Raw genomic sequence first — 26,714 nt, forward strand, 5'->3', positions numbered from 1 at the left:
CGGGCTCGTCGACTGGGCAAGTTGCTCTACCGAAATGCGACCACTTGCGCAGTTCGCGTTCCCGTGGATGCTGTGAAGTAGGACACATACATGTCCTGAACGCAGCGCACGTCTCCCGCGAACTCACAAGGTCCCCGGGACTCGACACAGCGAGGTGAGTCCGATGGTCGACAAGATTGCCTATCCGGTCCAGCTCCTACAGCCGGACGGCCGACGGGTCCTACGGCCCGAGTACACGAACCTGGTGCGCGATATCGGTCCGGACGAATTGCGCGCACTGTACGAAGATCTGGTTGTCACGCGCCGCATCGACGTGGAAGCCACTGCTCTGCAACGACAAGGCGAACTCGGCCTGTGGGCGCCCATGCTCGGCCAGGAGGCAGCGCAGGTCGGTTCGGCCCGAGCCCTCCGCCCCGACGACTACGCCTTCGTCAGCTACCGCGAGCATGCCGTCGCCTATTGCCGCGGAGTCGACCCCGCAGAAATGACTCGGATGTGGCGGGGAACCGCCCATTCGGGCTGGGATCCACACGGCGTGAAGGTCACCAACCCGGCCATCGTCGTCGGATCTCAAGGACTGCACGCCACCGGATACGCAATGGGCGCCCACCTCGACGGTGCCGAGATCGCAACCATCGCCTACTTCGGTGACGGTGCCACCAGCCAGGGAGATATCGCCGAGGCACTGGGCTTCTCGATGAGTTTCAATGCCCCGGTCGTGTTCTTCTGCCAGAACAATCAATGGGCGATCAGCGAACCGGTGCACCTGCAGAGTCCCGTTCCGATCGCCCAGCGTGCCGCCGGCTACGGGATGCCGGCCGTCCGGGTGGACGGCAACGATGTCCTCGCCGTCCTCGCCGTCACCCGCCAGGCCACGCAGCGCGCACGCGAGGGGAGCGGCCCCACCTTCATCGAAGCCATCACCTACCGGATGGGTCCCCATACGACCTCCGACGACCCCACGCGGTACCGGTCTTCGGCGGAGACCGCGGAATGGAAGGCCCGCGATCCGATCGACCGCATGCACCGCCTGCTCGACCGGGAAGGCCTGCTCGACGGGGCATTCCTGACCCGGGTTCGGACCACCGCCGACGAGATCGCCGCGCGACTCCGGTCGGGGGCCGTCGGCGCACCCACGCCGCCGCCGCTCAGCGTGTTCGATCACGTCTATGCCAGCGAACATCCGCTCCTCGAGGAGGAGCGCGCCGAGTACGCCGCGTACCTCGCAGCGGTCACCGACACCGAGGAGGCACTGTCATGAGCACCACAAGAATGTCGCTCGGTGCGGCTGTGGGAGCGGGTCTGCGGCGCGCACTCGAACGGGACCGCAAGGTCGTGATCATGGGTGAGGACGTCGGACGCCTCGGCGGAGTCTTCCGGGTCACCGACACCCTGCAGAAGGATTTCGGCGACAACCGCGTGATCGACACCCCTCTCGCCGAATCAGGGATAATCGGCGCAGCCTTCGGTATGGCGCTGCGCGGATACCGGCCCGTGTGCGAGATCCAGTTCGACGGCTTCGTGTACCCGGCCTTCGACCAGATCGTCTCGCAGGTCGCGAAAATTCACTACCGCACGGAGGGAAAGGTGACGGCACCCCTGACCATCCGGATTCCCTACGGCGGTGGAATCGGGGCCGTCGAACATCACTCGGAGTCCCCCGAGGCCTACTTCGTGCACACCGCCGGACTGCGGGTGGTCACCCCGAGCAACCCCGGTGACGCCTTCCACATGATCCAGCAGTCGATCGCGTCGGACGACCCGGTGGTGTTCTTCGAACCGAAGCGGCGGTATTGGGACACAGCAGAATTCGATGTGGACGCTGCACCCGACCTGCCGTTACACAGTGCGCGTGTACTGCGCGAGGGCTCGGACGCCACGATAGTCACGTACGGTTCCGTCGTACCGACGGCGTTGTCGGCTGCGGCCATCGCCGAGCAGGAGGGCAACTCCCTCGAAGTGATCGACCTGAGGTCCCTCTCCCCGATCGATTTCCCCACCGTCGAACGGTCGGTCCGCAAAACCGGCCGGCTCGTCGTGGCACACGAGGCATCGACGTTCCTCGGCCTCGGCGCCGAGGTGGCCGCCCGGATATCGGAGCGGTGCTTCTACCAGCTCGAGGCCCCGGTTCTGCGCGTCGGCGGTTTCGACATTCCCTATCCCCCGGCGAAGCTGGAACGTCACCACCTTCCCGACGCCGATCGCCTGCTCGACGCCGTGGACCGCAGCCTCGCGGCCTGACCGGCTCCGCCCGAAAGTGAGGCCCGAAGGAGAGGCCCGAAGGAGAGGAGTGTCCGTTGGCGCAGGAATTCCGCCTGCCCGACCTCGGCGAGGGGTTGACCGAGGCCGAGTTGGTGTCGTGGTCCGTCGAGGTCGGCCAGAGCGTCGAACTGAATCAAGTCATCGCCGAGGTCGAGACTGCCAAAGCCTTGGTCGAACTACCGTCGCCCTACGCAGGTGTCGTGGAGGAGCTGTTGATTCCCGCCGGGGCCACCGTGCCGGTGGGCACACCGCTCATCAGGATCGCGACCGACTCGGCGTCGGACACGCCACCTACGCGGACTCCAGTGCTGGTCGGGTACGGACCCGAGGCCGCCGCCCAGAGCAGGCGTGCACGGCCACGCGCGGCCGCGACGCCGGAGGGCACGGCACCGCCCGAACGCGTGCGTCCCGACGCCTCGCCGGCCGCCCGGCTGGCAGCACGCGAACGCGGGATCGACCTCACCGTTGTCCCGGGCACGGGTCCGTCCGGGGCCGTCACCCGGCACGACGTCGAGGAGTACGCCGGTTCCGCCGCACCGCGCGGGGCGGCCGGGCCGAGCGAGCGAGAGACTCGCACCCCTGTGCGGGGCGTGCGGAAGCAGACGGCCGCCGCCATGGTCCGCAGTGCGTTCACCGCGCCCCACGTCACCGAATTCGTCACCGTCGACGTCACGCGTTCGGTCGAACTCCTCGAACGTCTCCGTGGTCGAAGGGAATTCGAGGGGCTGTCGGTGACTCCCCTCAGCATCGCCGCGAAGGCCATGATCGTTGCCCTACGTGAGCACCCCGATCTCAACGCTTCCTGGGACGAAGAGCACCAGGAGATCGTCACCAAGCACTACGTCGACCTCGGTATCGCCGTGGCCACTCCGCGTGGTCTCGTCGTCCCCCACGTGAGAGAAGCGCAGTCGCTGAGCCTGCTCGAACTCTGCCGGGCGATCACAGAACTGACCGCCATCGCGCGCAGCGGTAAAGCCGATCCCGCTCAGCTCACCGGCGGCACCATCTCGCTTACCAACGTCGGTGTCTTCGGTGTCGACACAGGCACACCCATCATCAACCCCGGCGAATCCGCGATCGTGTGCCTGGGCAGCGTCTCCCGGCGGCCGTGGGTACACGAGGGCGAGCTCGCCGTCCGCTGGGTCACCACACTGAGTGTGTCCTTCGATCATCGCGTCGTCGACGGCGAACAGGGGTCGAGGTTCCTGTCCTCCGTCGCCGCGATGCTGCACGATCCGGTCGCGCTGCTCGCACAACTCTGAGCCTCGGTACGTTGAGCCCGTGAGTACTTCTCAACCGCCCGCGGTGAACAAGCGCGCACGGGTACCCGAACCGCTCAGATCCGCCCGGGCTGCGATCTTCGCGATCTTCGGGATCAACGGGTTCCTCCTCGGGATGTGGGTGGTGCATATTCCCGCGATCGAGGACCGTACCGGCATCAGCCACTCCACGCTCGGATCGCTGCTCCTCCTTCTCGCGATCGGCGCCATCTTCGGCATGCAACTCACCGGACCCCTCGCCGACCGGTTCGGAAGCAGGCGGACCGTGATCGCCGCCGGGCTCACACTGTCGGTCGCCACGATCGGCCCCGGACTGGCCACCGAGGCGTGGCAGCTGGGTCTCGCACTTCTCGTCTTCGGGTTCGCCAACGGTGCCCTCGACGTGTCGATGAACTCGCAGGCCGTCGAGGTGGAACAGCGCTACCGGCGGCCCATCATGTCCGCCTTCCACGCTCTCTTCTCCGTCGGCGGGGTCGCGGGATCGCTCGTCGGCGCCGCGACACTCGCCGCCGACTGGACACCGGCCGCGGCACTCCTGGTCGCCGGGGGTGTCGGGATCGCGGTCGTCGGCGCGAGTGCGCGGTGGCTCATGCAGGATCGGCCGCGCACCGCGAAGACGGACGGATCCGCAGAGAAGGCACACGGACGACTGTCGGCGCGAGTCCTGGGGCTCGGCGGCATCGCGTTCGTGCTCATGCTCGCCGAAGGCGCCGCCAACGACTGGAGCGCACTGCAAGTCAAGGAGCACCTCGCCACCTCCGACTCGGTCGCCGCCCTCGCCTTCGGTGCCTTCTCGGTGATGATGACGGTAGGACGGTTCACCGCCGACCGGGTCAGTGGTGCACTGGGGCCCGTCGCCGTCGTCCGCTACGGCGCACTGCTCGCCGGCGGCGGAATGGCGCTCGTGCTGGTGTCCGGGGCCCTCCCGCTCACGATCTTCGGTTGGGCGCTGTTCGGCCTGGGACTGTCCGGTGGAGTCCCCCAGATCTTCACCGCCGCCGGAAACCTCGGCTCAGGATCCGCGGGCACCAACATGTCCCGCGTCGTCGGACTCGGATACGTGGGATTCCTCGCAGGCCCGGCCGCCATCGGCTGGATCACTCAAGTGATTCCCCTCACAACGGCGATGGTCGTGCCGCTGGGATGTGTGTTGATCGCTGCAGCGTGTGCCGGTGCGGTCCGGCGAACACCCCACTCCGTACACCGGGATCACAGCGTGCTCTCATAGTTCGTTCAGCGTGGGTTGGCATGCTGGAGACCGTGACCGAATCGAACAGCACGCTGCGCCGCAGCGTTCACCGTCTTGCCGTCTCGGCGGCAGGTGTGGTGTTGCTGTGCGCGCTGTATCTCGTCAAACCCGCCTCGACAGCGCTCTCGTTCCCGGAGCCGTTACGGTCTATCGCGGACCAGGTGATCAGTGTCGTCGACGTCAACTCCGTATTGGTCGCGACCGTCGTCCTCGCGGTGGTCGCGACGGTGCGGAAACTGTCGTACGGAATCGGCGCGATCCTGTTGCTCTGTCTCGGCGCAAACCTCACCTGCGCGGCCGTCCGGGCGTGGGCGTCGGATGCTCCCACCGTTCTGCTGCCCAGCGGCCATGTCGTCGCCGTCGCTGCCCTGTACGGCTCGGCGATCCTCGTGTCGGCGCCGCGATTCCGGCCCGTGGTCGCTGGACTGGGCTTCGCTCTGATCCTCGGCGTCGCAGGGGCCGCAGCCCTCGTCGAACCGATCAGCATCTACGGGCTCGTGGCGAGCCTTGTTGTGGCGTCGATCTGGTGGGCGCTGGCGTCGATATTGATGCTGTACTCCCCCGTCGCCGCGGAGCGTGAGGCGCTTCGGCCCGACACCGCGGCTATTGTCTTCTCCCGCCACCGGTAGGCGCTTCGCGCCCGTGAGTGGTTAACGAGTGCAGGGACTCGTTACCCACTCACGAGCGGCGGCGCCGCCTACAGGGCTTTGAGTTCCTCGGTGACGTCGGCGACGGATTTCTTCGCGTCGCCGAAGAGCATGGAGGTGGTGTCGGCGAAGAACAACGGGTTGTCGATACCGGCGAACCCGGAGTTCATCGACCGCTTGAGCACGATCACCGACTTCGATTGATCCACATTCAGGATGGGCATCCCGTGGATCGGCGACGACGGGTCGTTGCGGGCGGCCGGGTTGGTGACATCGTTCGCCCCGATCACCAGGGTGACATCGGTGCGAGCGAACTCGTCGTTGATATCGTCCATTTCCTTCATCGCGTCGTACTCGACATCGGCCTCGGCGAGCAGCACGTTCATGTGCCCGGGCATCCGGCCCGCGACCGGGTGAATGGCGTACTTGACCTCGACGCCCTTCGACTCGAGCAGCTTGGCCATGTCCTTGACCGCGTGCTGGGCCTGCGCCACGGCCAGCCCGTAGCCGGGGACCACGATCACCTGGTTGGCGTAGGCCATCTGGATCGCCGCGTCCGCCGCCGAGGTGGACTTCGCCGTCTTCACCGTGCCGTCATCGGCGACCGCGGCAGCCCCGCCGCCACCGAACCCGCCGGCCACGATCGCCGGGATGGACCGGTTCATCGCCTTCGCCATCAGGTTCGTCAGGATCGAACCCGACGCGCCGACGATCATGCCGGCCACGATCATCGCCTGATTGTTCAGGGCCAGACCGGCCGCCGCGGCGGACAGGCCGGTGAGCGCGTTGAGCAGCGAGATCACCACGGGCATGTCGGCGCCGCCGATCGGCAGCACCACCATCAACCCCAGGATCGCGGCGAGGACGAGGACTCCGACGATCCACCACCCGCTGGTGGGTCCGGTCGGGTCGATGGCCTTGATTCCGATGATCACCGCGAGGGCGACGGCGCCGATCAGCAACAGAGCGTTCAGCGGCTGTTGCAACCGGCCGATGCCGATCGGGCGGCCGGGCAGAGTTTCCTGCAGCTTGAGGAACGCGATCACCGATCCCCAGAAGGAGATCGATCCGATGATCGCCGCGAACAGCGAGGCGATGACGATGTGCACGGTCGGCGACTCACCGTGCGCGAAGGCGGTGAACCCGTCCGAGTCGAGGAATTCGGCGTAGGCGATCAGGGCGACGGTGCCGCCGCCGACCCCGTTGAACAACGCCACCAGCTGCGGCATCGCCGTCATCTTCGTCCGCAACGCCGGCGGCACACCGAGGACCACACCGATCACCAGACCGGCGACGATGAGCACCCAGTTGGAGGTGTCCCGGATCGCGATCAGGGTGGCGACCACGGCGACACCCATGCCGACCGCGGCGATCTGGTTACCGCGGACCGCGGTCTTCGGCCCGGTCAAACCCATCAGACCGTAGATGAACATCGCGAACGCCACGATGTACAACACGTTGACCAAGTACTCCATTACTTGTCCCCACCCTTCTCAGCAACAGCAGCGGCGGGAGAAGCGGGCTTGGACTTGAACATTCCCAGCATCCGGTCGGTGACCACGAAACCACCGACCACGTTGATCGTTCCGAAGACCAACGCCACGAACAGAATCACCTGCAGACCCCACGGCGGATTGTCGACCTTGCCCAACACCACCAACGCACCCAACACCACGATCCCGTGGATCGCGTTCGTCCCCGACATCAGCGGGGTATGCAACGTGTTCGGGACCTTCGAGATCACCGCGAACCCCACGAACCCGGACAACACCAGGATCGCGATGTTCGCCAACAATTCGGTATACATCTAGGACACACCCTCCTCACGGGTGACGCAGGACGCGGCAAGGACTTCGTCCGAGAAATCGGGGGCCAACCGCCCTTCGACCAACATCAACTCGAGCAGCGCGGAGATGTTCTTCGAGTACAGCTCCGAGGCGTGCTCAGGCATCGACGCGGGCAGGTTCAGCGGCGAGCAGATCGTCACCCCGTGCTTGACCACGGTCTGACCGGGTTCGGTGAGCTCGCAGTTACCGCCGGTCTCTCCGGCCAGGTCGACCACCACGGAGCCGGGTTTCATGCCCTCCACCGCGGCGGCGGTCACCAGGCGCGGGGCCGGACGTCCCGGCACCAGGGCGGTGGTGATGACGACGTCGAAGCCCTTGATCGCGTCCTCGAGCGCCTGCTGCTGCTGCGCGCGCTCCTGTTCGGTGAGTTCGCGGGCGTACCCGCCTTCACCGGCGGCGTCGATTCCCAGATCGAGCCACTGCGCACCGACCGAGCGAACCTGATCGGCCACCTCCGGGCGCACGTCGTAGCCGGTGGCCCGGCCACCGAGCCGCTTCGCCGTGGCGAGGGCCTGCAGGCCGGCGACACCGACACCGAGGACCAGCACGGTCGCGGGTTTGACGGTGCCGGCCGCGGTGGTGAGCATCGGGAAGAACCGGGTCGACTCCGACGCCGCGAGCAGCACCGCCTTGTATCCGGCCACGTTCGCCTGCGAGGAGAGCGCGTCCATCACCTGGGCGCGGGAAATCCGCGGGATCGCCTCGACCGCGAACGCCGCCACCCCCGCCGACTTCAGCGCGGCGACCTGATTGTCCTGATTGCGGGGGGCGAGGAACCCGATCAACGTCTGCCCGGCATGCAGCCGGCCCACTTCCTCGTCCGACGGCGGCGCGACCTTCACGATCACGTCCGCCGACCACGGATCGCCGATCTTCGCGCCCGCCCCGACATACAATTCATCCGGAATCAGTGCACCCAATCCGGCACCCGACTCGACCACCACATCGACACCCTTACCGGTCAATGCGGCCACGATCTTCGGCACCAGCGCTACCCGACGTTCGCCCTCGTTCGACTCACGAGGAACGCCAACCGTCGGGCGCGGCTGCGCCGCGCTCTGCGATGTATCCATTTATCGACTTCCTGCGGTAGATGGTCTGCATGCCGCGACGAGCGGCAACCAACCGTTGATGAGCGGAATATGTCCCCAGCCTCGACTGATTTCAGCTGATGATAGCCAGAGACCGCGTGACGTAGTGAACAGAGGAGCCGGCCGGAGTCTGTCTGAATCGAGTCCGAACAGCCGTTCTCACCCGCCTTTCCTCTAGTTTGTGAGGCCAGTCACACACGGCCGCGTCGTAGGGTGAGGAGAGAAACCCGCACAGAAGCGGAGGTTCGGTGATGCACAAACGACAGGCACGTCCGGAGACGGACGTCGACTCACCAGTGGTGGTGGAACGGGTCTACGACCACCCCACCGACGGCGACGGACTCCGGCTCTTCGTCGACCGCCTCTGGCCGCGCGGCCTCCGTAAGGATGCGTTTCACTTCGACGACTGGGCCCGTGATCTCGCACCCTCGACCGAGCTTCGCCATTGGTACTCACACGACGTCGCCGCATTCGGCGAGTTCCGGGAACGGTACGTGTCCGAGCTGGACTCCCCGCCGGGACGCAAGGCTGTTGCGAGGGTTCGGGAGCTCGCGCACGGACGCCCCATCGTTCTCTTGACCGCCACCAAGGACGTCACCCACAGTCATGCGGAAGTCCTTGCCGACTATCTGCGCGGTCAGCTGTGACGGGCGAGGCCGACCCCGGCGACCTTACGGACGAGGATCTGGGCGGCGACTCCGTGTGCTGGCTCGACCGTGTCTGCCCCGACTGCGGATTGTTCCTGACGGACCGGACGGCACCGCGGTGTCCACGGTGCGGGTGCGAACGGACCGCCTAACTGTCCTCAGTTTGGGACCGTGTCTCGTGGGTACATGACTGCATCCGAGGTGGCGGCACGTCACCGTGGCAGACGGGATGAACTATGCGACGCGCCGCCCGGCAAGTAAACGAGGGAGATGCCGACCACCTCGACGAGGACGCCGGACACGGGACCCCTCTCGCCCGCGCGATCACGGGTCCGCTCCTCTTCGTCTTCATCCTCGGCGACGTGCTGGGTGCCGGAATCTACGCGTTGGTGGGGGTCATCGCCGGCGAGGTGGGCGGCGCAGTCTGGGTGCCGTTACTGCTGGCACTGGTGATGGCGTTGCTGACGGCGACCTCGTATGCCGAACTGGTCACCAAGTATCCGCGCGCCGGTGGGGCGGCGGTGTTCGCCCAGCGGGCGTATCGGACACCGCTGATCTCGTTCCTCGTCGGGTTCTCGATGCTCGCCGCCGGAGTCACGAGCGCTGCGGGGCTCGCACTCGCATTCTCCGGCGATTACCTCGCCGCGTTCGTTGACGTGCCGACCGTCCCGGCGGCACTCGTGTTCCTTCTCCTCGTGGGATTGCTCAACGCCCGGGGTATCAAGGAGTCGATGCGCGCCAATGTCGTCATGACGGTGGTGGAGGTCACCGGCCTGGTCCTGGTAGTGGTTCTGGCCGGCATCGTGCTCGGACGTGGTGACGGCACCCTGGGCCGGGTGGTCGAATTCGACGACGGCCGTTCGCCCGCGCTCGGGGTGCTCGCCGCCGCACTGCTCGCCTACTACTCGTTCGTCGGGTTCGAGACCTCCGCGAACGTCGCCGAAGAGGTGACCAACGTGCGCACGGTGTACCCGCGGGCGTTGTTCGGAGCGTTGCTGACGGCGGGCGCCGTCTATGTCCTCGTCGGACTGGCGGTCTCGGTGGTCCTGCCAGCCGGCGAACTCGCCGCATCGTCCGGCCCGCTGCTGGCAGTGGTCTCCGCCGCCGACGTCGGCGTTCCACCTCGCCTGTTCAGTCTGATCGCGCTCGTCGCCGTCGCGAACGGCGCACTGCTGACGATGATCATGGCGAGCCGGCTCACGTATGGAATGGCGTCCGAGGGACTGCTTCCGCGTCCGTTCGCACGGGTCCTCCCGCGGCGACGGACTCCCTGGGTGGCGATTGTGGCGACCACTGCCGTCGCCATGGCTCTGTGCGTCACGGGTTCGCTGTCGGCCTTGGCGGAGACGGTGGTTCTGCTGCTGCTCGTCGTCTTCATCAGCACCAACATCGCGGTCCTGGTGTTGCGTCGTGATGCGGTGGAGCACCGCCACTTCCGGGCCCCGACGATATTCCCGATCCTCGCCCTCGTCACGTGCGTGGCGCTGCTCACCCAGCAGAGCGCGGCCACCTGGCTGCGTGCGGCGCTACTCCTTGCCGTCGGAGTCGTGTTGTACGCAGTCTCCCGCCGTCGTTCCACGAGAACGGACGCCGAGAGTCCCCGCGCGCAGTAACGCGGGGACTCTCTGATCAGCCAATTGTCTTCGCGCTCGCGAGATACCGTGCCCGCAGCTTGTGCTTGACGAGTTTACCCGTGGGCGTGCGCGGCAGGTCGTCCGAGAAATCGATGCTCCGAGGCGCCTTGAAGTGCGTCACCCGGTCCCGCACGAAGTCCAGTAGTTCACGGGCGACCGCATCCGACGGCTCCACATCGTCGACGAGTTGGACCACAGCCTTGACCTGTTCGCCCATTTCCTCGTCGGGCACACCGATCACCGCAACGTCGAAAACCTTGGGATGCATGGTGAGAATGTTCTCGGACTCCTGCGGGTAGATGTTCACACCGCCGGAGATGATCATGAAGGCCGCCCGGTCCGTGAGATACAGAAACCGATCGTCGTCGAGGTATCCGATGTCACCGCTGGTGGTCCACGTCGGATGACTGGGATGGGTTGCGGCTTCGGTCTTGGCCGGATCGTTGTGGTATTCGAACGGCCGCTCCTCGCGCTCCCAATACACCGTTCCGATCTCACCGGTGGGCAGCTCCGCACCGGTGTCGTCGCAGATGTGCACGATGCCCATCACCCCGTCGTGCCCGACGGATCCCGGCTTGGCGAGTGCCTGCGCACTGTCGATGAACGTGGCGCCGGCACCTTCGGTGGAGGCGTAGTACTCGTGGATCACCGGGCCCCACCAGTCGATCATCGCACGCTTCACTTCGGGCGGGCAGGGGGCTGCCGCATGAATCGCCACCTTCAGACTCGACACGTCGAACTTCTCGCGAACTTCTTTCGGCAACTTCAGCATTCGCACGAACATGGTGGGCACCCATTGACTGTGCGTCACCTCGTACTTCTCGATCAGGCGGAGCGCCTCCTCTGCATCGAACCTGTCCATGAGGATGATGGTTCCGCCGACGGACGTGATGGCGCCGCAGAAGCGGAGGGGCGCCGCGTGATACAGCGGCGCGGGGCACAGGTAGACGGTGTCCGCGTCGAATCCGTACATGGGCGCGAACACCGCCGTGTACGGGTCCGTCGTCGAGTCGACTTCACCTTCCAGCAGTGCGGGTTTGATTCCCTTCGGCCTTCCGGTGGTGCCCGACGAGTAGAGCATGTCCCGCCCACGAGGTTGCGTCTCCAGTGCTTCACCGGACTGCGCCGCCACCGCCGCGTCGTAGCTGTCGAAGCCGTCCAGTTCACCGCCGTAGACGAGCCGGTGCCGGACGCCGGGCAACTGGGCCGGGTCGGTGGGAATCGCCCGTGCCGCATCAGCCGAGGCGATGAGAACGGCGGCTCCGCAGTCGTTCACGACGTAGCCGGCTTCGTCCGCGGTGAGGTGCCAGTTCACCACGGTGATGTAGAGGCCCGATCGCAGGGCCGCCCAGTACACCTCCAAAACCCGGAGGTCGTTGCTCGACACCAGAGCCAGGTGATCCCCGACCTTCAGGCCGAGCCCACGCAGGTGTCGCGCCAACCGGATGGACCGCTCATCCAGCTGCCGGTAGGTGAGCTGCTCCCCCGTCGACGGCCGGACGACGGCCGGCTTGTCCGGGGTGGTGGCGACAAAATTTCCGGGAAACATCCACGCTCCTTTGTTAATGGAGATTCTCATCATCGGTCTACCACAGGCATCCGCGGACGGGGCCCGTTCACGCTCACCGGCCGCAGACTTTCCCGTGGCCAAAACACCGGGCCACTCCCCGGCAAGGTCCTACAGTTGAAGCGAGAGGAGGGCCATCAGACGTGACTGCCCTACAGAAGGAACGGATACTCGACGCGCTGTACGAACAATGGGACGTGCTCGACCAGTTGCTGTCCTCGGTGACGGGTGACGACTGGTTCACGCCCACCCCCCTTCCTGGGTGGACCGTGCACGACGTCGCCGCCCACCTGATCGGTACCGAATCGATGCTCGCGGGGATATCGGCACCGCACACCACCGTCGATGTCCACGGATTCGCGCATGTGCGCAACGAGATCGGAGCGTTCAACGAACGGTGGGTAGAGGGACTGCGCGGGCGCCCCGGCACCGAGATGCTCGACCGCTTCCGGGACATCACCGAGCGCAGGCGCTCCGAACTGGCGCAGATGACGGATGAGATGTTCGACGCCGAGACCGCCACACCGGTCGGCCCAGCACCCTATCTCCGGTTCATGCGCGTCCGCGTGTTCGATTGCTGGATGCACGAACTCGACATCCGCGACGCGCTGGGTGTTGCCGGGGACGAGGGAGGTGTCCGCGGTGACACCGCGTTCGAGGAGATCATGGGAGCGGTCGGGTTCCTCGTCGGAAAGCGTGGCAAGGCGCCGTCGGGCTCGCGCATCACCCTCGAGTTGACTGGTCCGCTCGCGAGAGAGATCCACGTCGCCGTCGACGGGCGCGCAGCGGTGGTGGACGAGTTGCCGGGCGACGCCACCACGACGATCACACTCGACTCCCGGCTGTTCACCCGTCTTGCCGGGGGCCGGGTGAAGGCCGCGGATCACCGCGACGCCATCACCCTCGGCGGTGACACCGCCGTCGGCAAGCAGATCGTCGACAATCTCACTTTCACGATCTGACCGCGATGCGCTTGTTCCTGTCGTCCTACCGGTTCGGAGCCGACCCCGCACCGCTGATGTCGCTCGTCGGAAAGCCGGGACGGGTGGGCGTGATCGCGGCAGCAGCCGACGCCTGGCCACCGTCCGCTCGCGCCTCAGCGGTGGTCAGTGATGTGGCGCCGCTGCGGCGCCTGGGGTTCTCTCCGGAGGAAGTCGATCTTCGCGACCACATAGGAACGCAGAACGGCGGCACGAGCGGGCTGAGAGACCGGCTGGCGGGATTCGGCATGCTCTGGGTGCGGGGCGGAAACACGTTCGTCCTGCGTGCCCAGATGGCGCGTAGTGGTGCGGACGATGTTCTTCGCGACCTGCTGAGAAACGATTCGCTCGTCTACGCGGGATACAGCGCGGGCGCCTGCGTCATGACACCGACGTTGCGCGGTCTCGACTCCTCCGATGACCCGTCGGAAGTTTTCGAGACCTGTGGCATCCAGCCGATCTGGGAAGGCCTCGGGGTGGTGCCATTCGCGATCGTGCCGCATCACCCGCCTGCGACGTCCTCAGGCGGCGAAGAGACGGTGCCCCTGGAAGACGCGGCCGCTGTCCGGCGTACCGTCGCCGCCTTGCAGCTCGCGGGAATCGAGTACCGCACCTTGACGGACGAACAGGTAATCGTGGTGGACGGAGAGTCCACCGAGCTCATATGACGAGTCACCGCGCGTGCCAGTTGCGGGAGACCCCGGGAAACGTCAGCCGAAGACGGCGACGGGCATCGACGGCGCGAACGGAGCGACGCGGTCGAGTGCTGCCCAGGTGACCTCGCAGCGCTTGGCGGTGACCTCGTCGGCGTCGGCGAGCAGCGTGTTGAGGAGAACCTTGGGGTTCAGACTCCACTCGGTGACCATCGCGCGAACTTCGTCGTTCGTGAACAGTCCCGAGCCGGCCAGGGCGAAGACCCACTCATCGAATTCCCCGCGGTGAATCTGTTCGATGGAGTCGTAGTCGATACCACCGTCGATGAACTCGTACGAGAACATCGCGGAAATGTAGCTGCTGGGGTCTCGGTGGAGTGCGTGCATCGTGCGGGTCCTTCCGGGGTCGGTGCGGCAAAACCGGCCCCAAGTTGCGATCTGACTCACATTTCGTGAGATTCTCCGTTTGGGTGTAACGCCTCGCCGGTGTTTGACGATGCAGAACGCTAACCCGGGAAAGTGCTTTTTTGCATTGCCCCCTCGATACGATCCGGTAACAGAGTGACGAATGTGACCTGAGTTACATCGAAAACTCCCAAGTCCGAATTTGCCCCGAGGTGCGACTACCTGCAGGTTTCCCGCAGGGGAGGGTTCTATACCCCTCCGTCGTCCAAGGCAAAAAAATTAACACCCCCGATCTCACATAGTGAGACTCGTACGCGTCGGTAACAAGTTGAGCGGTCGGGACCCACCCCGACCTGTACTGAACGTCCAGGTTGAGGCGATATCCGACGCGAAGCCTCCGAATCGGTTCAGTTGGACGCTCGACCAAATCGGGTGCAGGCCAGTCCGGGCGGCGCTACCGTCGGGTACGCCGCCACCGCCCGCGAGGAGCACAACATGACGATCGCACCGGACGTTCTCGCGGAACTCGACGCTGCCCTCCCCCATGGATGCCTGCTCACCGATCCGGATCTTCTCGCGTCCTACAGCCACGACTGGGCACGCGACCCGGACGCTGTCCTGCCCGCCGCCGTTGCACGACCGACGCGCACCGAGGAAGTCCAGGCGGTGCTGCGCTGGGCCGGCAGACATCGGGTCCCGGTGATCCCCCGCGGGGCCGGTTCGGGTCTCAGCGGAGGTGCCACCGCGGTACGGGACAGCGTCGTCGTCAGTACCGAGCGAATGCGCCGAATCGACGTCGACCCCGTCACCCGTATCGCCGTTGCCCAGCCCGGCCTGCTGAACGCCGAGGTCAAGTCGGCGGCCGCCGAACATGGGTTGTGGTATCCGCCCGACCCGTCGTCGTTCGAAATGTGCACCATCGGCGGCAACGTGGCGACCAACGCCGGCGGGCTGTGCTGCGTGAAGTACGGGGTCACCACCGACTACGTCCTCGGCCTGCAAGTGGTGCTCGCGGACGGAACGGCGGTGCGGTTGGGCGGGCCCCGCCTCAAGGATGTCGCCGGACTGTCGCTGACCAAACTTTTCGTCGGCAGTGAGGGCACGCTCGGAGTCGTCACCGAGGTGACCCTCAGACTGATCCCGGCGCAACCGCCGTCGTGCACCTTGGTCGCGACGTTCGCGTCGGTGCAGGCGGCCGCCGACACCGTGCTGGCCATCACGCGCTCGCTGCGCCCGTCGATGCTGGAGTTCATGGACCGCACGACGATCGGCGCCGTCGAGGATGCGCTGAAGATGGGCCTGGACCGGACTGCAGAAGCCATGCTCATCGCCCGCTCGGATGCACCGGGGGCGATTGCCTCGGAAGAGATCTCGCTCATGGCCGACGCCTGCACCGCGAGCGGCGCGTCGGAGGTATTCACCACCGACGATCCCGAGGAGGGCGAAGCCTTCGCAGCTGCAAGGCGATTCGCCATTCCCGCAGTGGAGCGACTCGGAAGCCTTCTCCTCGAAGACGTCGGAGTCCCATTGCCGAAGCTGCCTGCGCTGGTCGAAGGTATTGCGTCCATCGCACGGACACGAAATGTGCTGATCGCTGTCATTGCTCATGCCGGCGACGGCAATACGCATCCACTCATCGTGTTCGATCCCGCGGATGCCGCGATGGCGGAACGTGCCCGGCTCGCGTTCGGCGAGATCATGGATCTCGCCATTTCCCTCGGGGGAACGATCACCGGCGAACACGGGGTGGGAAGGCTGAAGAAGGCGTGGCTTCCCGACCAAGTGGGTAAGGACGTCATGGATGTGACGGCCCGGGTGAAGCAGGCGCTCGATCCTCTGGGAATCCTCAACCCGGGCGCCATTCTGTAGGTTTCCCCGGCCGTCACGGTACCCAAATGGTTATGCAAGGGGCTGGTGTGACAGCTGAGGTGTTGCTAGCGTGACCGGACCTGCTCGAAATGTCGCAGAGAGGTGCGCCCGTGACCAAGCTCCGCCGTGTCGTTTCACTGGCCATGCCCGCTCTATTGGCGTCTACCTGCACGTTTTTCGCGTGGTCACCCTCCGTTGCGACGGCGGCGCCGTGCCTCGGATCAGGCAGCCTGGGTTCGAGCTCGAACAACGATATCAATCCGATTCCATGGCTGAACGGCAGCGACGGCCGCCTTCCCGAACTACGCGGCCACACCCAGGCCGTCGCACACATCACCGGGCCCCGCAGCACCAACGACACGATCTTCCGATTCAGCGTCCTCGGAACCGACCTCGGCATCATGTGGGACAACGGAGCCGGCCAGGTTCTCACCGCCTTCGGCGATACGGTCGGCCTCAGCGATAATCCCCTGTGCGGGCTCGTCGGCGACTGGCGCAGCAACATTCTGCTTCGCAGCAGCGACCGCGATCTCGCCAACGGCATGAGTATCGAGAACTCGCCCGTCGACCGCCCGAATCATTCCAAGGAAATCATCCAGAGCAAGAAGATTCCGGGCGTCGAGCAAACTGTCATCCCCACCACCGGCATCTCGGTGGGTCCCGTGCAGTACATCAATTACATGTCCGTGCGGAGCTGGGGCGCTCCCGGCGAATGGGACACCAACGCGTCGGGAATCGCGTATTCCGTCGACAACGGCGAGAACTGGGTCACGGATCCGCTGACCCTACGACCCAATGTGCCCGGCACCGGTGCCGAGAACTTCCAGATGGGCTCTTACGTCAAACACGATGGTTTCGTCTACGCCTTCGGCACGCCGTCCGGCCGTTCGGGTGACGCACGGTTGTCGCGGGTGCCGGAAGCGGAGATTCGAAACCTCACCGCGTACGAGTACTGGGACGGCAAGGCATGGGTGAAGGCGAATGCCGCCCTTGCCGCGCCCGTGATCCCAGGGCCCGTCAGCGAGCTGTCCGTGCAGTTCAACGAATACCTCGGCCAGTTCGTCGCGATGTACACGGACGCCGGCAACTCGGTGGTCATGCGGCGGTCCGATCGGCTCGAATCCGGCTGGAGTGCACCGGAAGTGTTGGTGAGCAGCCGCGACGTGCCCGAGCTGTACGGCGCCTACATGCATCCGTGGTCGAAGGGGTCGGATCTGTACTTCCTCGCCACCACCTGGTCCGACTACAACGTCATGCTCCTGCGCACCAACCTCGCCGACTGACGGTAATCTGCGAGTGTGCGCAGCATTGCACGCTCGATGCGAACAGAGGAGTGGTTGTGGCGGTCAAGGTAGAGCACGACGTGTCCGAGTCCCGGTTCGAGATCTTCCTCGACGGTCAGCTCGCCGGGTACGCCGATTACGCCGAGAGGAACGGTGTCCGCGACTTCCACCACACCGTCACCTACCCGCAGTTCCGGGGGCAGGGACTGGCCGCTCAACTTGTCAAAGCTGCCCTGGACGACACGAAGGACCGTGGCTTCTCCGTGGTTCCGTCCTGCTCGTACGTCGAGCATTACATCGCCGAGAATCCGAGCTATGCGGAGCTCGTCTGAGTCGGACCGTCTGGCCGTCCGCGGCCTGTGTGCCGCTGCCGCCGCCCTCACACTGGTCGGCTGCGCATCAGGAAACGGTGACGATGCCGGCATGCCGGACGCCCTTCCGCGGACGTCGACGGCCGCCCAGCCGGGAGCGTTCGTGGGCGAGTGCGGCTCACTCACCGACGGCGAGGTCTACGAGCGGGCGGGGATGTCCGGGCTCAAGCCCTCGTCCCGCAATGGAATCAAATGCCGCTGGGAGGCCGACGGCGGAGCCCGATATGTGATGTTCACCTGGTACCGCGGCAGCCCGATCGACCGGGAACGGTCGGTGGCGCAGGGAATCGGGCACGAGGTCCACGACCTCGACATCGCCGGGCATCGAGGGTTTTCCTCACAGAACGAGGGATTCTGTGAGGTGGCGGTGGCGACGGGGGCGGATTTCGTGCACTGGCTGGTCCGGTACGGCGTCGGCGTCACACCGTCCGATCCGTGCGCGGCTCCTACCGCTCTCGTCGACCTCACTCTGAAGAAGGCGAAATGAGCGCCGTCCGCACATTCGCCGCCGTTGTCGCGGCAGTGCTCCTGCTGACCGGGTGCGGTAACTCGATCACCGGCACTCCCCTCCCTGAAGGTGCCGGTGTGAGCGGCGGTGGCTCCGACCGATTCGACAAGCTGCTGCGCGAGTGTGAGGCGGTGCCGAACGAGAAGATCGCGGAGGTGCTCGGCGGTGACGGAATCGACCAGTACTTCTACGGGGCTGTCTGCATGTGGACGGTGTTGTCGCATGCCGGTTCCCTCGACGTGACGTTCGGCTGGTTCGAGAACAACTCGCTGCAGCGCGAGCGTGATGTCGCCGATCGGCTCGGCTACCAGGTGGACACCACCTCCGTCGCAGGTGCGTCGGCCTTCACCGCCCGGCGGCCCGGTGACAGTGCGACGTGCGGAATCACCGCCGCCTACTCCGGGGTGATCACCTGGTGGGTGCAGAACCGTTCTGGTACGGGCGATCCTTGTGCGGGGGCACGGGCCCTCGCGGAATTGACGCTGCAGCGCAATCAGTGACGAGTACAAAATTGGGTCGCGGCGGTCTCGGCGGCGCTGTTAGCGTCGAGTAAACACCTTTTCGCTCCGACCAGAGGACTCAGCCGTGACCGCCACCGAGACGGCAGTGCCTCGCCGGCTCGGCCCTCTGGTGCTGCTCAATCTGGCAACCCTGTTCTCCGCCACCGGGAACGGTATCGCAATCGTCGTGTTGCCGTGGTTGGTGCTGGAGCGAACCGGCCGCGCCTCCGACGCGGCGGTGGTCGCCGGCGCGGCCACTCTTCCCCTTCTGTTGTCGAGTCTGTTCGCGGGCACGGTCGTCGACCTGTTCGGTCGGCGCCGCACCTCGATCATCTCCGATTGCCTCTCCGCACTCTCGGCTGCCGCCATTCCGATCGTGGCGAACACGGCGGGCCTGTCGGTCCTGGTCATAGCCGTCCTCGCGGCAGTCGGCGCCGCGTTCGACCCGGCAGGCATCGCGGCGAGGGAATCGATGCTGCCTGCAGCCACGACGTCGGCCGGGTGGTCGCTCGACCGGATGAACAGCCTCTACGAGGCCAATTACAACGTGGCCTACCTGGTCGGACCGGGTATCGGCGGGGTCCTGATCGCCACGGTCGGGGCCGAGAACACATTGTGGGTGACGGCCCTCGGCTTCGTCTTGTCCATCGTCACCATCACCTTCCTCCGGCTCGAAAATGCCGGCCGGCCCGACGCCTCGTCGGCGCCGACCTCACTCTGGCGCGGCACCGTCGAGGGTTTGAAGTTCGTGTGGCACAACCGCCTTCTGCGCACGATCGCCTTGGTCGACATGGCGGTGGTGGCGCTGTACCTGCCTGTCGAGTCCGTCGTGTTCCCGGTGTACTTCACCGAACTCGACAAACCCGCACAGCTGGGTTCGGTGCTGATGGCACTGAGCGTCGGCGGAGTCGTGGGCGCCCTGGCATACGGGCCGCTCTCCCCCTTCGTGTCCAGACGGGTGATCATGCTCGTCGCGGTGATCGTCCTGGGCGCGGCCATGGTGGCCATGGCGTTCCTCCCGCCCCTGTGGGCGATCCTCGCGCTGGCCTTGCTGCAGGGCCTCGTCTTCGGGCCGGTCGGCCCGATTGCCAACTACGCCATGCAAACTCGTAGCCCCGAGCACATGCGCGGGCGGATCACGGGAGTCATGACGTCCACGGCGTACGCTGCCGGTCCGCTGGGCTATCTGCTTGCCGGGCCGATGATCGACGCCTGGGGCATTCAGCCGACGTTCTTCGTGCTCGCCGTCCCGGTGCTCGTCCTCGGTATCGCCTGTTGCGCATTTCCGGTCCTGAAGGAACTGGACGCCCCGGCGACCGTCAGCTGAAGCCCATCACCTCGTTGCCCCAGGCCAGGCGCATCTCGCGGTCCGGGTCCTGCACGAGGGTGTCGGAGCTGTCGATCAGCAGCGTTGCGCGAGTGTTCTCGTCGTAGGGAGCCCAGTGTTTTGACCCGTCCAACGCCGCCGGAACGCCGTGCCGGACGAACGCGAGCCATCGGCGCTGAACGCGGCCGGACACCTCCAGTGCCGTCTTCCGCCCGCCCAACCAGAACGTGGGATCGACGTTCAGGGTGCCGAAGTTGCCGAACACGTACGGCAGCTCGGTGGCATGCCCCGCCCCGATGCGCGCAGCCTTGAGGATCGGGGTGGCCGCATCGAACCGGTACATCCACGTCGGTGAGTGGCGACTGTGTGCGTCCGCGACCCACAGGGCGGGCATCCGGAACGCGGCATCTCGGGACATCGCCAGCGCACCCCGAGATTTTCCGCGGTCCGGGTAGGCGGCCAGGATGTCGGCGAGCCGGTGGGCGGGGAGGTCGGGATGATCGGCGGCGATGGCCCGGAGCATCTCCTGCACCGAATCGGACGTGACCGGCAGCAACGGCGACTTCATCAGCTTGAAGAGCGAGGACTCGTCCTTGTTGGAACCGATGATGAGCGGGATCCGGTGGGAGTACCCCTTCTGGAACGCCGCCACCGGGTACCGCGGCAGGAAGTCGCGGTCGACGACAGGTGCCATGGCGAGTGTGCCCGGAATCTTGGTGGGCACCTCGTTGACCAGCGTGTCGCTGGCTTCGATGATCTGGTCGTACGGAAGGCGGAGCAGAGTGGCGGACTCCTCCGGCGCCAGCCTGAGGATGTCGAGGAATTGCCGGGCCACCGTGGCGGCGCGCTCGCTCCCGTAGACGGAGGTGGCCGGTGGGCTCTGCGCGATCGCACGGTGGAACAGTCCTTCCGCGCTCGGACAGGTCATCAGTGTGGTGATCGATCCGGCGCCGGACGATTCGCCGAACACGGTCACCTCGTCCGGATCCCCGCCGAAGGCCGAAATGTTCTCGCGCACCCATGCGAGTGCCGCGACCTGATCGCGCAGTCCGATGTTCGTCTCGAACACGTGCTCGGCCGTGGAGAACGACGACAGGTCGAGGAAGCCGAGCGCACCCACCCGGTAGTTGAACGACACCACCACCAGGTCACCGACGGTGGACAGGATGCGCCCGTCGTAGATGCTCTGCGCCGCCGTTCCCAGGCAGTACGCACCCCCGTGGATCCACACCATCACCGGCCGCGGTGTGCCGTCCGGTTCCGGGGCCCACACGTTGATCGAGAGGCAGTCCTCGTCCATCTCGAGTCCCGCGTCGATCGGCACGGCGGTGCCGTGCCCCTGCGGAGCCATGGGCCCGAAGATGGCGCAGTCGCGCACACCGTTCCAGGTGGACGGTGGGGCCGGCGCCCGGAAGCGCAGGGCGCCGACGGGGGCTGCCGCGAACGGGATGCCCTTCCATGCGTAGACGTCGCCAGCGGCGTGCCCGCACACCGCTCCGTCGCGGGCGCGGACGACCAGCGTGTCGCCGGACTTCTCGACTTCCACGACTGACACCCCCTCACCGGGAATCTCCGGCCAAGGTACCAACGATGCGCAGAGGCGTCCGAGTGAACGGGGCTTTTCCGCGCTCCCGGCGGGCGGTGCTAGGGTCGGCTTGTTCTGACACGGGGTGCTCCGCACGGGCGGGGCTGAGATCACACCCGGGAACCTGCTCAGGTAATGCTGACGAAGGGATGTCATTGTAGTGAACAGCTCTGTCCATGATGCCGCCGTCGTGGGCCGGCACACCAGATTCACGGACCTCTTGTGGGACCGGACCACGGTGTTGCGGGACGCGATCGACGAGCTCGAATTTCTCCGCCGACTCGGTGACGGCACGCTTCCGCTGGACGTGTTCCGCACGTACATCGAACAGGACTTTCTGTACCTCACCGGGTACGCGAAAGCGCTGTCGCTGGTGGCCGCGCACGCTCCGGACCCCGTCGCGGCCGGATTCTGGGCCAACTCCGCCGCCACCGCAGCCACCGTCGAGGCCAGCCTGCACCAGAATCTGCTGAGCGGCGGAAAGTTGCCCGCGTCGGACGCTCAGCCGCAGCATTCGCAGGCCTGCCTCGGGTACGTCTCCTATCTGACGGCCGTCGCCGCCACCGAGCCGTATCCGGTTGCCGCGGCTGCGGTACTGCCCTGCTTCTGGATCTACGCCGACGTGGGACGACGACTCGCCGCCAGCGCCCGCGAAGTGCTCTCCGCGGACCCGTCGCATCCGTACGCGCAGTGGGTGACCACCTACGATGCCGAGGAATTCCACGCTGCCGTGGCCACCGCCCGCGAACTGGTGGACGCTGCCGCCGATGCCGCCACCGAAGCGCAGCGTGAGGCCATGATCGAGGCGTTCATCGTCGCCAGCCGGTACGAACTCCTGTTCTGGGATACCGCCCTGAACGAGCAGAAGTGGCCGAAGTCGTGACGTTCTTCGCGCGCACGAAGCGCGCCGCCGCTGCAGCCGTCGTCCTCGTGTCCGCACTCTCCGTACTGGCCGGGTGCGCCGACAACGGGTCGTCGGACGACACCATCAGATTCGCCCTCGACTGGACGCCGAACACCAATCACACCGGTTTGTTCGTCGCCCTCGAACAGGGCTATTTCGCCGACGCCGGACTCGACGTGGAGGTTCTGCCGTACAACGACACGTCCCCTGACACGCTCGTCGACGCCGGCAATGCCGAGTTCGGCGTGAGTTTCCAGAGTTCGGCGACCTTCTCCAAGGCTGCGGGTGCCCAGACGAAGTCCGTGCTCGCACCTCTGCAGCACTGGGCCACGGGCATCGCGGTCAGGGCGGACCGCCCCGACATCACCCGCCCTCGGGACTTGGACGGCAAGATCTACGCGGGCTTCGCCGACCCCGACGGCGAAGCGACGCTGAAACAGATCATCCGGAACGACGGCGGCAAGGGTGAATTCACCACCGTCACCCTCGGCACGTCCGCGTACGAGGCGGTCTACTCCGGCACCGCCGACTTCACCGTGTCATTCTTCGCGTGGGAAGGCATCGAGGCCGAGCACCAGGGAACGCCGATGCGGTACTTCCACTACACGGACTTCGGATTTCCCGACGCGTATGCACTCGTGATCGAGGGCAACGAGGGATGGATGGCCGAGCACCCCGAGGAGGCACGGAAGTTCGTCCAGGCCCTGCAGCGGGGCTACCAGTTCGCGGCCGACCAGCCCGATCAGGCCGCGCAGATGCTGATCGACGCCAATCCCGGTGCGTTCCCGGACGAGTCGCTGGTGCGGGAAAGCCAGCAGATGCTCTCGTCCCAGTACATGAAGGATTCCACCGGGACCGTCGGTACACAGACCACGGAGAAGTGGGCAGGGTACTCGGGATTCCTGTTCGAGCACGGCTTGCTGACGGGACCCGACGGAGCGCCGCTGACCGCCGAGCCCGACTGGTCGACATATTTCACCAATGAGTACCTCGACACACCCTGAGACGAGTTCGCGTTCCGCGGGGCCGGGGACGTCCTCGGTCCTGCGGCGGGGACTCCCTGCGCTCGTGGTCGTCGTGGCGCTGGTGGTCACGTGGCAGATTTATGTCAGTGTCAGCGGAATCCGTCCGCAGGTGCTGCCGTCGCCGCTCCGTGTGGTCGCGCAGGGGTGGCGGGCCCGCGACGTCATCGCCGAACATGCCTCCGCCACCCTTCAGGTCACCATCATCGGCTTCGCGGTGTCTCTGCTGTGTGCCTGGGCGCTCGCGGTTCTGGTCGATTTCTCGCCGTGGCTGCGGCGCGCGTTCGTGCCGCTGTTCGTGGTGTCGCAGACACTGCCCATCATCGCCATCGCACCACTGATGATCATCTGGTTCGGCTTCGGCTTACTGCCCAAGATCCTCGTCATCGCGCTCGCCACCTTCTTCCCGATGACGATCGGCCTGATCGAAGGGTTCGCGGCGGCAGATCGGGAGGCCGGATCACTGCTGCGCAGTATGGGCGCGTCCCGGTGGCAGGAGTTCCGCTACGTCCGGCTGCCCTCGGCAATTCCGCGTTTTTTCACGGCCTTGCGGATCGGCATCACCTACGCCGTCGTGGGAGCGGTGTTCGCCGAATACGTTGGCGCTACCTCGGGTCTGGGCATTTACATGGCCACCCAGAAGAACTCGTTCCGGACCGACCTGGTGTTGGCCGCGGTGCTCGTGACCGCGGTGATCAGCGTCAGCCTCTACCTGCTCACCTTCGCGGTCGAACGCGCCGTCGCGCCGTGGATCGCCGCCGAGAGGGGCCACAATGACTGACGACGCGCGAGTCGAACTGTGTGGGTTGTCCAAGGCCTTCCCCGTCCGCGGCGGCGTCCGGCCCGTACTCGACACTGTGTCGTTCACCGTCGAACCGGGCGAGTTCGTGTCGGTCATCGGACCGAGCGGGTGTGGGAAGAGCACAGCGTTCGCGATGCTCGCCGGCCTCGACCGACCCGACTCCGGCACCGTCACGATCGGCGGCACGCCGGTGCCCGCGGCCGGTGGCGGTTCGGCACAGTGTGCCTACATGCCGCAGAAGGACCTTCTGTTCCCGTGGCGCACCGTTCTCGACAACACCACCCTCGGTCTCGAGGTGCAGGGCATGCCCCGACGTGACGCACGCGAACGCGCCCGCGCCCTCTTCCCCGTGTTCGGCCTCGCCGGATTCGAGGACGCGCGACCCAGCCAGTTGTCGGGCGGGATGCGGCAACGCGCTGCGATGCTCCGCACCGTCGTTCAGGAGCGCCCAGTTCTCCTCCTCGACGAACCATTCGGTGCCCTGGATTCTTTGACCCGCACCGAGATGCAGGCCTGGTTGCAGGAGGTGTGGCAACGCTATCGGTGGACGGTGTTGATGATCACCCACGACATTCGTGAAGCCGTGTACTTGTCGGACCGGGTGGTCATCCTGTCTGCACGACCGGCCACCGTCCGGCGTGAGGTGACCGTGGATCTGCCCCGCCCCCGGGAGCTGTCGATGATGACGTCGCCGGAGTTCGCGGACGTCGAACACGAACTTCTCGAGGTCTTGCACGAGGAGTCGAAGCGCGCGCTGGGAGAGCAGGAGTCGCGGCGAGGCTGACCACGCCGCGCCCCCGCTCGAGCAACGTCACGTCACAACAGCGCCTTTTCCAGTTCCGCGAGCGCCGTTTCGAGATGGATCAGAATCCGCTGCAAACTCGGGACCGATCGTCGACATCCCACCACCCCGAAGTCGAGATTGCCACCGTTGTTGGTGAGGGTGATGTTGAGGGCCTGGCCGTCCAGCACCACCGACGTCGGATAAAGCCCGTCGAGACGGGACCCGTTGAAGTACATCGTCTTCGGCGGTCCGGGAACGTTGGAGATGATCACATTGAACGGCGGCGGCGTGAGGCGCACCACGCCCGGAATTGGAGTCAGGGCGATCGGCGACATGTTGACCGCCGACCACGCCAGCGCCTGCATCGGGGTGAGACTGCTGAACAACTCTTTTCCCTGGGACATGGACGCCGAGATGGCCGACAGCCGATCGGCCGGGTCCTCGATGTCTGTCGCCAGATTGCACAACGTGACTCCCACGGAGTTGCCTCCGGCGTCCACCTTCTTCTCGTCACGCAAGGAGACGGGAACCATGGCGATGAGCGGCGCGTCCGGCAATCCGTCCTGTTCGGTCAGGTAGTGGCGCAACGCTCCGGCGCACATGGCGAGCACGACGTCGTTGACACTCACCCCCGCCGACTTACGCACGGCGTTGACGCGCTCGAGCGACCACGACTGGGCGGCGAAACGCCGCGCGCCCCCGATCGGGACGTTCAGCATGGTCCTGGGCGCCTCGTACGGGAACTTCATATCGTGTTGTCCCAGCGCGGTACGGGCGATGCGCAGGGATGCCGGGGCGAGACCGGCCACCTCACCGACCGTTCGCCGGAGGCCGCCGAACACCGATCCGAGGTCCAGACCACCGCCGCTGTCCGGTTTCTTCTCCCCACGCGGCAAGTTCCACGGCGGCGGGGCATCACGCACCGTGGGGTCCGTGGTCAGCGTGCGTTGCAGCAACCGGAGCCCGGATACGCCATCCATCAGCGAATGATGCAATTTGGTGTAAATCGCGAACCGTCCGTCGCTGAGCCCCTCGATCACGTACATCTCCCACAAGGGGCGGTGACGGTCGAGGAGCGTGCCGTGCAGCCGGGAGGTGAGCGTGAGCAGCTCCCGAACCCGGCACGGCGCCGGCAACGCCGAATGCCGAACGTGGTATTCGAGATCCACGTTGTCACCCTCGTCCGCCCACCACAGGTTGCCGACGCTGCCGACGGGACCTTGCGGCTTCTTCCGGAACGTGGAGTCGACGGTCGTGTGCGACAGCATGGTGTCGAGCATCGTCTTCACGTAGTCGGGCCCGGCATCCTCGGGCGGAGTAAACAATTCGAGCGACCCGACATGCATCGGATGCTCCCTCGATTCGCCTAACAGGAATATCGAATCGGTAACCGGCATTATCCCCACCTGGACGTTCACCCCCGCTCGGTCACTATCCCATTACGACTTTCCTGTGGATGGTACGTCGGGCGTAGCGTCCGTGCGCACAACTCCGATA

The 26,714-nt window shown here is 66.0% G+C and carries 26 protein-coding genes and 1 riboswitch; of the genes, 19 read left to right on the top strand and 7 right to left on the bottom strand.

Translation table 11 applies throughout. The features are described 5' to 3' along the window. The first annotated feature begins 163 nt into the window (after positions 1 to 163). The 5 genes from pdhA to HYG77_RS05750 are packed head-to-tail and all read left to right on the top strand — an operon-like array spanning position 164 to position 5,420. Positions 164 to 1,261 carry a pyruvate dehydrogenase (acetyl-transferring) E1 component subunit alpha gene (pdhA, locus tag HYG77_RS05730; RefSeq protein ID WP_208962086.1) on the top strand — a complete coding sequence of 366 codons (1,098 nt, stop codon included), beginning with the start codon at positions 164 to 166 and terminating at the stop codon, positions 1,259 to 1,261. Then, a complete protein-coding gene (locus tag HYG77_RS05735; RefSeq protein WP_109328590.1) occupies positions 1,258 to 2,241 on the top strand; it encodes an alpha-ketoacid dehydrogenase subunit beta in 984 nt (327 codons plus the stop codon). Before pdhA ends, HYG77_RS05735 begins: the two co-directional genes overlap by 4 nt. Before the next feature lie 56 nt (positions 2,242 to 2,297). After that, positions 2,298 to 3,524, top strand: coding sequence for a dihydrolipoamide acetyltransferase family protein (locus tag HYG77_RS05740; protein WP_208962087.1), 1,227 nt, complete (start codon positions 2,298 to 2,300; stop codon positions 3,522 to 3,524). A 19-nt stretch (positions 3,525 to 3,543) separates the two neighbouring features. Next, on the top strand, positions 3,544 to 4,770 hold the full coding sequence (locus HYG77_RS05745; RefSeq protein WP_109328586.1) for an MFS transporter: 1,227 nt from the start codon (positions 3,544 to 3,546) through the stop codon (positions 4,768 to 4,770). A gap of 32 nt (positions 4,771 to 4,802) precedes the next feature. Next, on the top strand, positions 4,803 to 5,420 hold the full coding sequence (locus HYG77_RS05750; protein WP_208962088.1) for a hypothetical protein: 618 nt from the start codon (positions 4,803 to 4,805) through the stop codon (positions 5,418 to 5,420). 68 nt (positions 5,421 to 5,488) lie between these two features. Here the strand turns inward: HYG77_RS05750 and HYG77_RS05755 are convergent, their stop codons facing one another. Genes HYG77_RS05755 through HYG77_RS05765 form a run of 3 tightly spaced genes read right to left on the bottom strand, consistent with a single transcriptional unit; the run spans position 5,489 to position 8,358 of the window. Further along, positions 5,489 to 6,913: an NAD(P)(+) transhydrogenase (Re/Si-specific) subunit beta gene (locus HYG77_RS05755; RefSeq protein WP_208962089.1), complete on the bottom strand. Its 1,425-nt coding sequence runs from the start codon at positions 6,911 to 6,913 to the stop codon at positions 5,489 to 5,491. Beyond that, positions 6,913 to 7,245 carry an NAD(P) transhydrogenase subunit alpha gene (locus HYG77_RS05760; protein WP_109328582.1) on the bottom strand — a complete coding sequence of 111 codons (333 nt, stop codon included), beginning with the start codon at positions 7,243 to 7,245 and terminating at the stop codon, positions 6,913 to 6,915. Before HYG77_RS05760 ends, HYG77_RS05755 begins: the two co-directional genes overlap by 1 nt. After that, on the bottom strand, positions 7,246 to 8,358 hold the full coding sequence (locus HYG77_RS05765; RefSeq protein WP_109328580.1) for a Re/Si-specific NAD(P)(+) transhydrogenase subunit alpha: 1,113 nt from the start codon (positions 8,356 to 8,358) through the stop codon (positions 7,246 to 7,248). Between the two features lie 269 nt (positions 8,359 to 8,627). Here HYG77_RS05765 and HYG77_RS05770 point away from each other — a divergent pair, with 269 nt between their 5' ends. Both HYG77_RS05770 and HYG77_RS05775 read left to right on the top strand, forming a co-directional pair. After that, positions 8,628 to 9,023, top strand: a complete 396-nt coding sequence (locus HYG77_RS05770; protein ID WP_109328578.1) for a DUF488 family protein — start codon at positions 8,628 to 8,630, stop codon at positions 9,021 to 9,023. Between the two features lie 236 nt (positions 9,024 to 9,259). Beyond that, positions 9,260 to 10,636 carry an APC family permease gene (locus HYG77_RS05775; protein WP_208962090.1) on the top strand — a complete coding sequence of 459 codons (1,377 nt, stop codon included), beginning with the start codon at positions 9,260 to 9,262 and terminating at the stop codon, positions 10,634 to 10,636. Positions 10,637 to 10,652: 16 nt separating this feature from the next. Here the strand turns inward: HYG77_RS05775 and HYG77_RS05780 are convergent, their stop codons facing one another. Beyond that, complete coding sequence (locus HYG77_RS05780) at positions 10,653 to 12,206, bottom strand: AMP-binding protein (protein WP_208962091.1); 1,554 nt, start codon at positions 12,204 to 12,206, stop codon at positions 10,653 to 10,655. Between the two features lie 161 nt (positions 12,207 to 12,367). Here HYG77_RS05780 and HYG77_RS05785 point away from each other — a divergent pair, with 161 nt between their 5' ends. Together HYG77_RS05785 and HYG77_RS05790 are read left to right on the top strand one after the other, a co-directional pair. After that, positions 12,368 to 13,186 (top strand): maleylpyruvate isomerase family mycothiol-dependent enzyme, encoded by an 819-nt coding sequence (locus tag HYG77_RS05785; protein WP_109328572.1) that lies wholly within the window; start codon positions 12,368 to 12,370, stop codon positions 13,184 to 13,186. Positions 13,187 to 13,191: 5 nt separating this feature from the next. Further along, complete coding sequence (locus tag HYG77_RS05790; protein ID WP_208962092.1) at positions 13,192 to 13,872, top strand: Type 1 glutamine amidotransferase-like domain-containing protein; 681 nt, start codon at positions 13,192 to 13,194, stop codon at positions 13,870 to 13,872. Positions 13,873 to 13,914: 42 nt separating this feature from the next. Here HYG77_RS05790 and HYG77_RS05795 read toward each other — a convergent pair whose 3' ends face one another. Next, on the bottom strand, positions 13,915 to 14,244 hold the full coding sequence (locus HYG77_RS05795; protein ID WP_109328568.1) for a hypothetical protein: 330 nt from the start codon (positions 14,242 to 14,244) through the stop codon (positions 13,915 to 13,917). A gap of 513 nt (positions 14,245 to 14,757) precedes the next feature. On the opposite strand from HYG77_RS05795, the gene HYG77_RS05800 reads away from it, so the two are divergent. The 6 genes from HYG77_RS05800 (at position 14,758) to HYG77_RS05825 (ending at position 20,120) form a co-directional block, all read left to right on the top strand. Beyond that, positions 14,758 to 16,131 (top strand): FAD-linked oxidase C-terminal domain-containing protein, encoded by a 1,374-nt coding sequence (locus tag HYG77_RS05800; RefSeq protein ID WP_208962093.1) that lies wholly within the window; start codon positions 14,758 to 14,760, stop codon positions 16,129 to 16,131. A 110-nt stretch (positions 16,132 to 16,241) separates the two neighbouring features. After that, on the top strand, positions 16,242 to 17,414 hold the full coding sequence (locus tag HYG77_RS05805) for a DUF4185 domain-containing protein (protein ID WP_208962094.1): 1,173 nt from the start codon (positions 16,242 to 16,244) through the stop codon (positions 17,412 to 17,414). 56 nt (positions 17,415 to 17,470) lie between these two features. Next, complete coding sequence (locus HYG77_RS05810; RefSeq protein ID WP_109328564.1) at positions 17,471 to 17,746, top strand: GNAT family N-acetyltransferase; 276 nt, start codon at positions 17,471 to 17,473, stop codon at positions 17,744 to 17,746. Then, the gene (locus HYG77_RS05815) at positions 17,730 to 18,272 is read left to right on the top strand and encodes a DUF3558 domain-containing protein (protein ID WP_208962095.1); all 543 of its coding nucleotides are present in this window, start codon (positions 17,730 to 17,732) and stop codon (positions 18,270 to 18,272) included. Before HYG77_RS05810 ends, HYG77_RS05815 begins: the two co-directional genes overlap by 17 nt. Beyond that, positions 18,269 to 18,793: a DUF3558 domain-containing protein gene (locus tag HYG77_RS05820; protein ID WP_109328560.1), complete on the top strand. Its 525-nt coding sequence runs from the start codon at positions 18,269 to 18,271 to the stop codon at positions 18,791 to 18,793. Before HYG77_RS05815 ends, HYG77_RS05820 begins: the two co-directional genes overlap by 4 nt. 85 nt (positions 18,794 to 18,878) lie before the next feature. Beyond that, the gene (locus HYG77_RS05825) at positions 18,879 to 20,120 is read left to right on the top strand and encodes an MFS transporter (RefSeq protein WP_208962096.1); all 1,242 of its coding nucleotides are present in this window, start codon (positions 18,879 to 18,881) and stop codon (positions 20,118 to 20,120) included. Here the strand turns inward: HYG77_RS05825 and HYG77_RS05830 are convergent. Next, on the bottom strand, positions 20,113 to 21,666 hold the full coding sequence (locus HYG77_RS05830; RefSeq protein ID WP_208963290.1) for a carboxylesterase/lipase family protein: 1,554 nt from the start codon (positions 21,664 to 21,666) through the stop codon (positions 20,113 to 20,115). The two genes, HYG77_RS05825 and HYG77_RS05830, sit on opposite strands and share 8 nt — an antisense overlap. Before the next feature lie 110 nt (positions 21,667 to 21,776). Continuing rightward, positions 21,777 to 21,872: riboswitch (TPP riboswitch) on the top strand. Here HYG77_RS05830 and HYG77_RS05835 point away from each other — a divergent pair. The 4 genes from HYG77_RS05835 (at position 21,866) to HYG77_RS05850 (ending at position 25,217) form a co-directional block, all read left to right on the top strand. After that, the gene (locus HYG77_RS05835; protein ID WP_208962097.1) at positions 21,866 to 22,588 is read left to right on the top strand and encodes a TenA family protein; all 723 of its coding nucleotides are present in this window, start codon (positions 21,866 to 21,868) and stop codon (positions 22,586 to 22,588) included. Its footprint overlaps the riboswitch before it by 7 nt. Beyond that, entirely contained in the window at positions 22,573 to 23,613 is a 1,041-nt protein-coding gene (locus tag HYG77_RS05840; protein WP_244373479.1) for an ABC transporter substrate-binding protein, read from the top strand. Before HYG77_RS05835 ends, HYG77_RS05840 begins: the two co-directional genes overlap by 16 nt. Further along, on the top strand, positions 23,591 to 24,412 hold the full coding sequence (locus tag HYG77_RS05845; RefSeq protein WP_109328554.1) for an ABC transporter permease: 822 nt from the start codon (positions 23,591 to 23,593) through the stop codon (positions 24,410 to 24,412). The genes HYG77_RS05840 and HYG77_RS05845 overlap by 23 nt, the downstream gene beginning before the upstream one ends. After that, complete coding sequence (locus HYG77_RS05850; protein ID WP_208962098.1) at positions 24,405 to 25,217, top strand: ABC transporter ATP-binding protein; 813 nt, start codon at positions 24,405 to 24,407, stop codon at positions 25,215 to 25,217. The genes HYG77_RS05845 and HYG77_RS05850 overlap by 8 nt, the downstream gene beginning before the upstream one ends. Positions 25,218 to 25,249: 32 nt before the next feature. Here the strand turns inward: HYG77_RS05850 and HYG77_RS05855 are convergent, their stop codons facing one another. Continuing rightward, positions 25,250 to 26,614 (bottom strand): wax ester/triacylglycerol synthase family O-acyltransferase, encoded by a 1,365-nt coding sequence (locus tag HYG77_RS05855; protein ID WP_208962099.1) that lies wholly within the window; start codon positions 26,612 to 26,614, stop codon positions 25,250 to 25,252. Between the last annotated feature and the right edge of the window lie 100 nt (positions 26,615 to 26,714).

The sequence above is a fragment of the Rhodococcus sp. ZPP genome, from assembly GCF_017656075.1.
Lineage (GTDB): Bacteria > Actinomycetota > Actinomycetes > Mycobacteriales > Mycobacteriaceae > Rhodococcus_F > Rhodococcus_F oxybenzonivorans.

Bases quoted from the DNA above. Each gene is read 5' to 3' on its own strand.
- pdhA (WP_208962086.1), top strand. From the start codon at position 164: ATGGTCGACAAGATTGCCTATCCGGTCCAGCTCCTACAGCCGGACGGC.
- HYG77_RS05735 (WP_109328590.1), top strand. From the start codon at position 1,258: ATGAGCACCACAAGAATGTCGCTCGGTGCGGCTGTGGGAGCGGGTCTG.
- HYG77_RS05755 (WP_208962089.1), bottom strand. From the start codon at position 6,913: ATGGAGTACTTGGTCAACGTGTTGTACATCGTGGCGTTCGCGATGTTC.
- HYG77_RS05760 (WP_109328582.1), bottom strand. From the start codon at position 7,245: ATGTATACCGAATTGTTGGCGAACATCGCGATCCTGGTGTTGTCCGGG.
- HYG77_RS05765 (WP_109328580.1), bottom strand. From the start codon at position 8,358: ATGGATACATCGCAGAGCGCGGCGCAGCCGCGCCCGACGGTTGGCGTT.
- HYG77_RS05770 (WP_109328578.1), top strand. From the start codon at position 8,628: ATGCACAAACGACAGGCACGTCCGGAGACGGACGTCGACTCACCAGTG.
- HYG77_RS05775 (WP_208962090.1), top strand. From the start codon at position 9,260: ATGCGACGCGCCGCCCGGCAAGTAAACGAGGGAGATGCCGACCACCTC.
- HYG77_RS05780 (WP_208962091.1), bottom strand. From the start codon at position 12,206: ATGTTTCCCGGAAATTTTGTCGCCACCACCCCGGACAAGCCGGCCGTC.
- HYG77_RS05790 (WP_208962092.1), top strand. From the start codon at position 13,192: ATGCGCTTGTTCCTGTCGTCCTACCGGTTCGGAGCCGACCCCGCACCG.
- HYG77_RS05795 (WP_109328568.1), bottom strand. From the start codon at position 14,244: ATGCACGCACTCCACCGAGACCCCAGCAGCTACATTTCCGCGATGTTC.
- HYG77_RS05800 (WP_208962093.1), top strand. From the start codon at position 14,758: ATGACGATCGCACCGGACGTTCTCGCGGAACTCGACGCTGCCCTCCCC.
- HYG77_RS05815 (WP_208962095.1), top strand. From the start codon at position 17,730: ATGCGGAGCTCGTCTGAGTCGGACCGTCTGGCCGTCCGCGGCCTGTGT.
- HYG77_RS05820 (WP_109328560.1), top strand. From the start codon at position 18,269: ATGAGCGCCGTCCGCACATTCGCCGCCGTTGTCGCGGCAGTGCTCCTG.
- HYG77_RS05845 (WP_109328554.1), top strand. From the start codon at position 23,591: ATGAGTACCTCGACACACCCTGAGACGAGTTCGCGTTCCGCGGGGCCG.
- HYG77_RS05850 (WP_208962098.1), top strand. From the start codon at position 24,405: ATGACTGACGACGCGCGAGTCGAACTGTGTGGGTTGTCCAAGGCCTTC.
- HYG77_RS05855 (WP_208962099.1), bottom strand. From the start codon at position 26,614: ATGCCGGTTACCGATTCGATATTCCTGTTAGGCGAATCGAGGGAGCAT.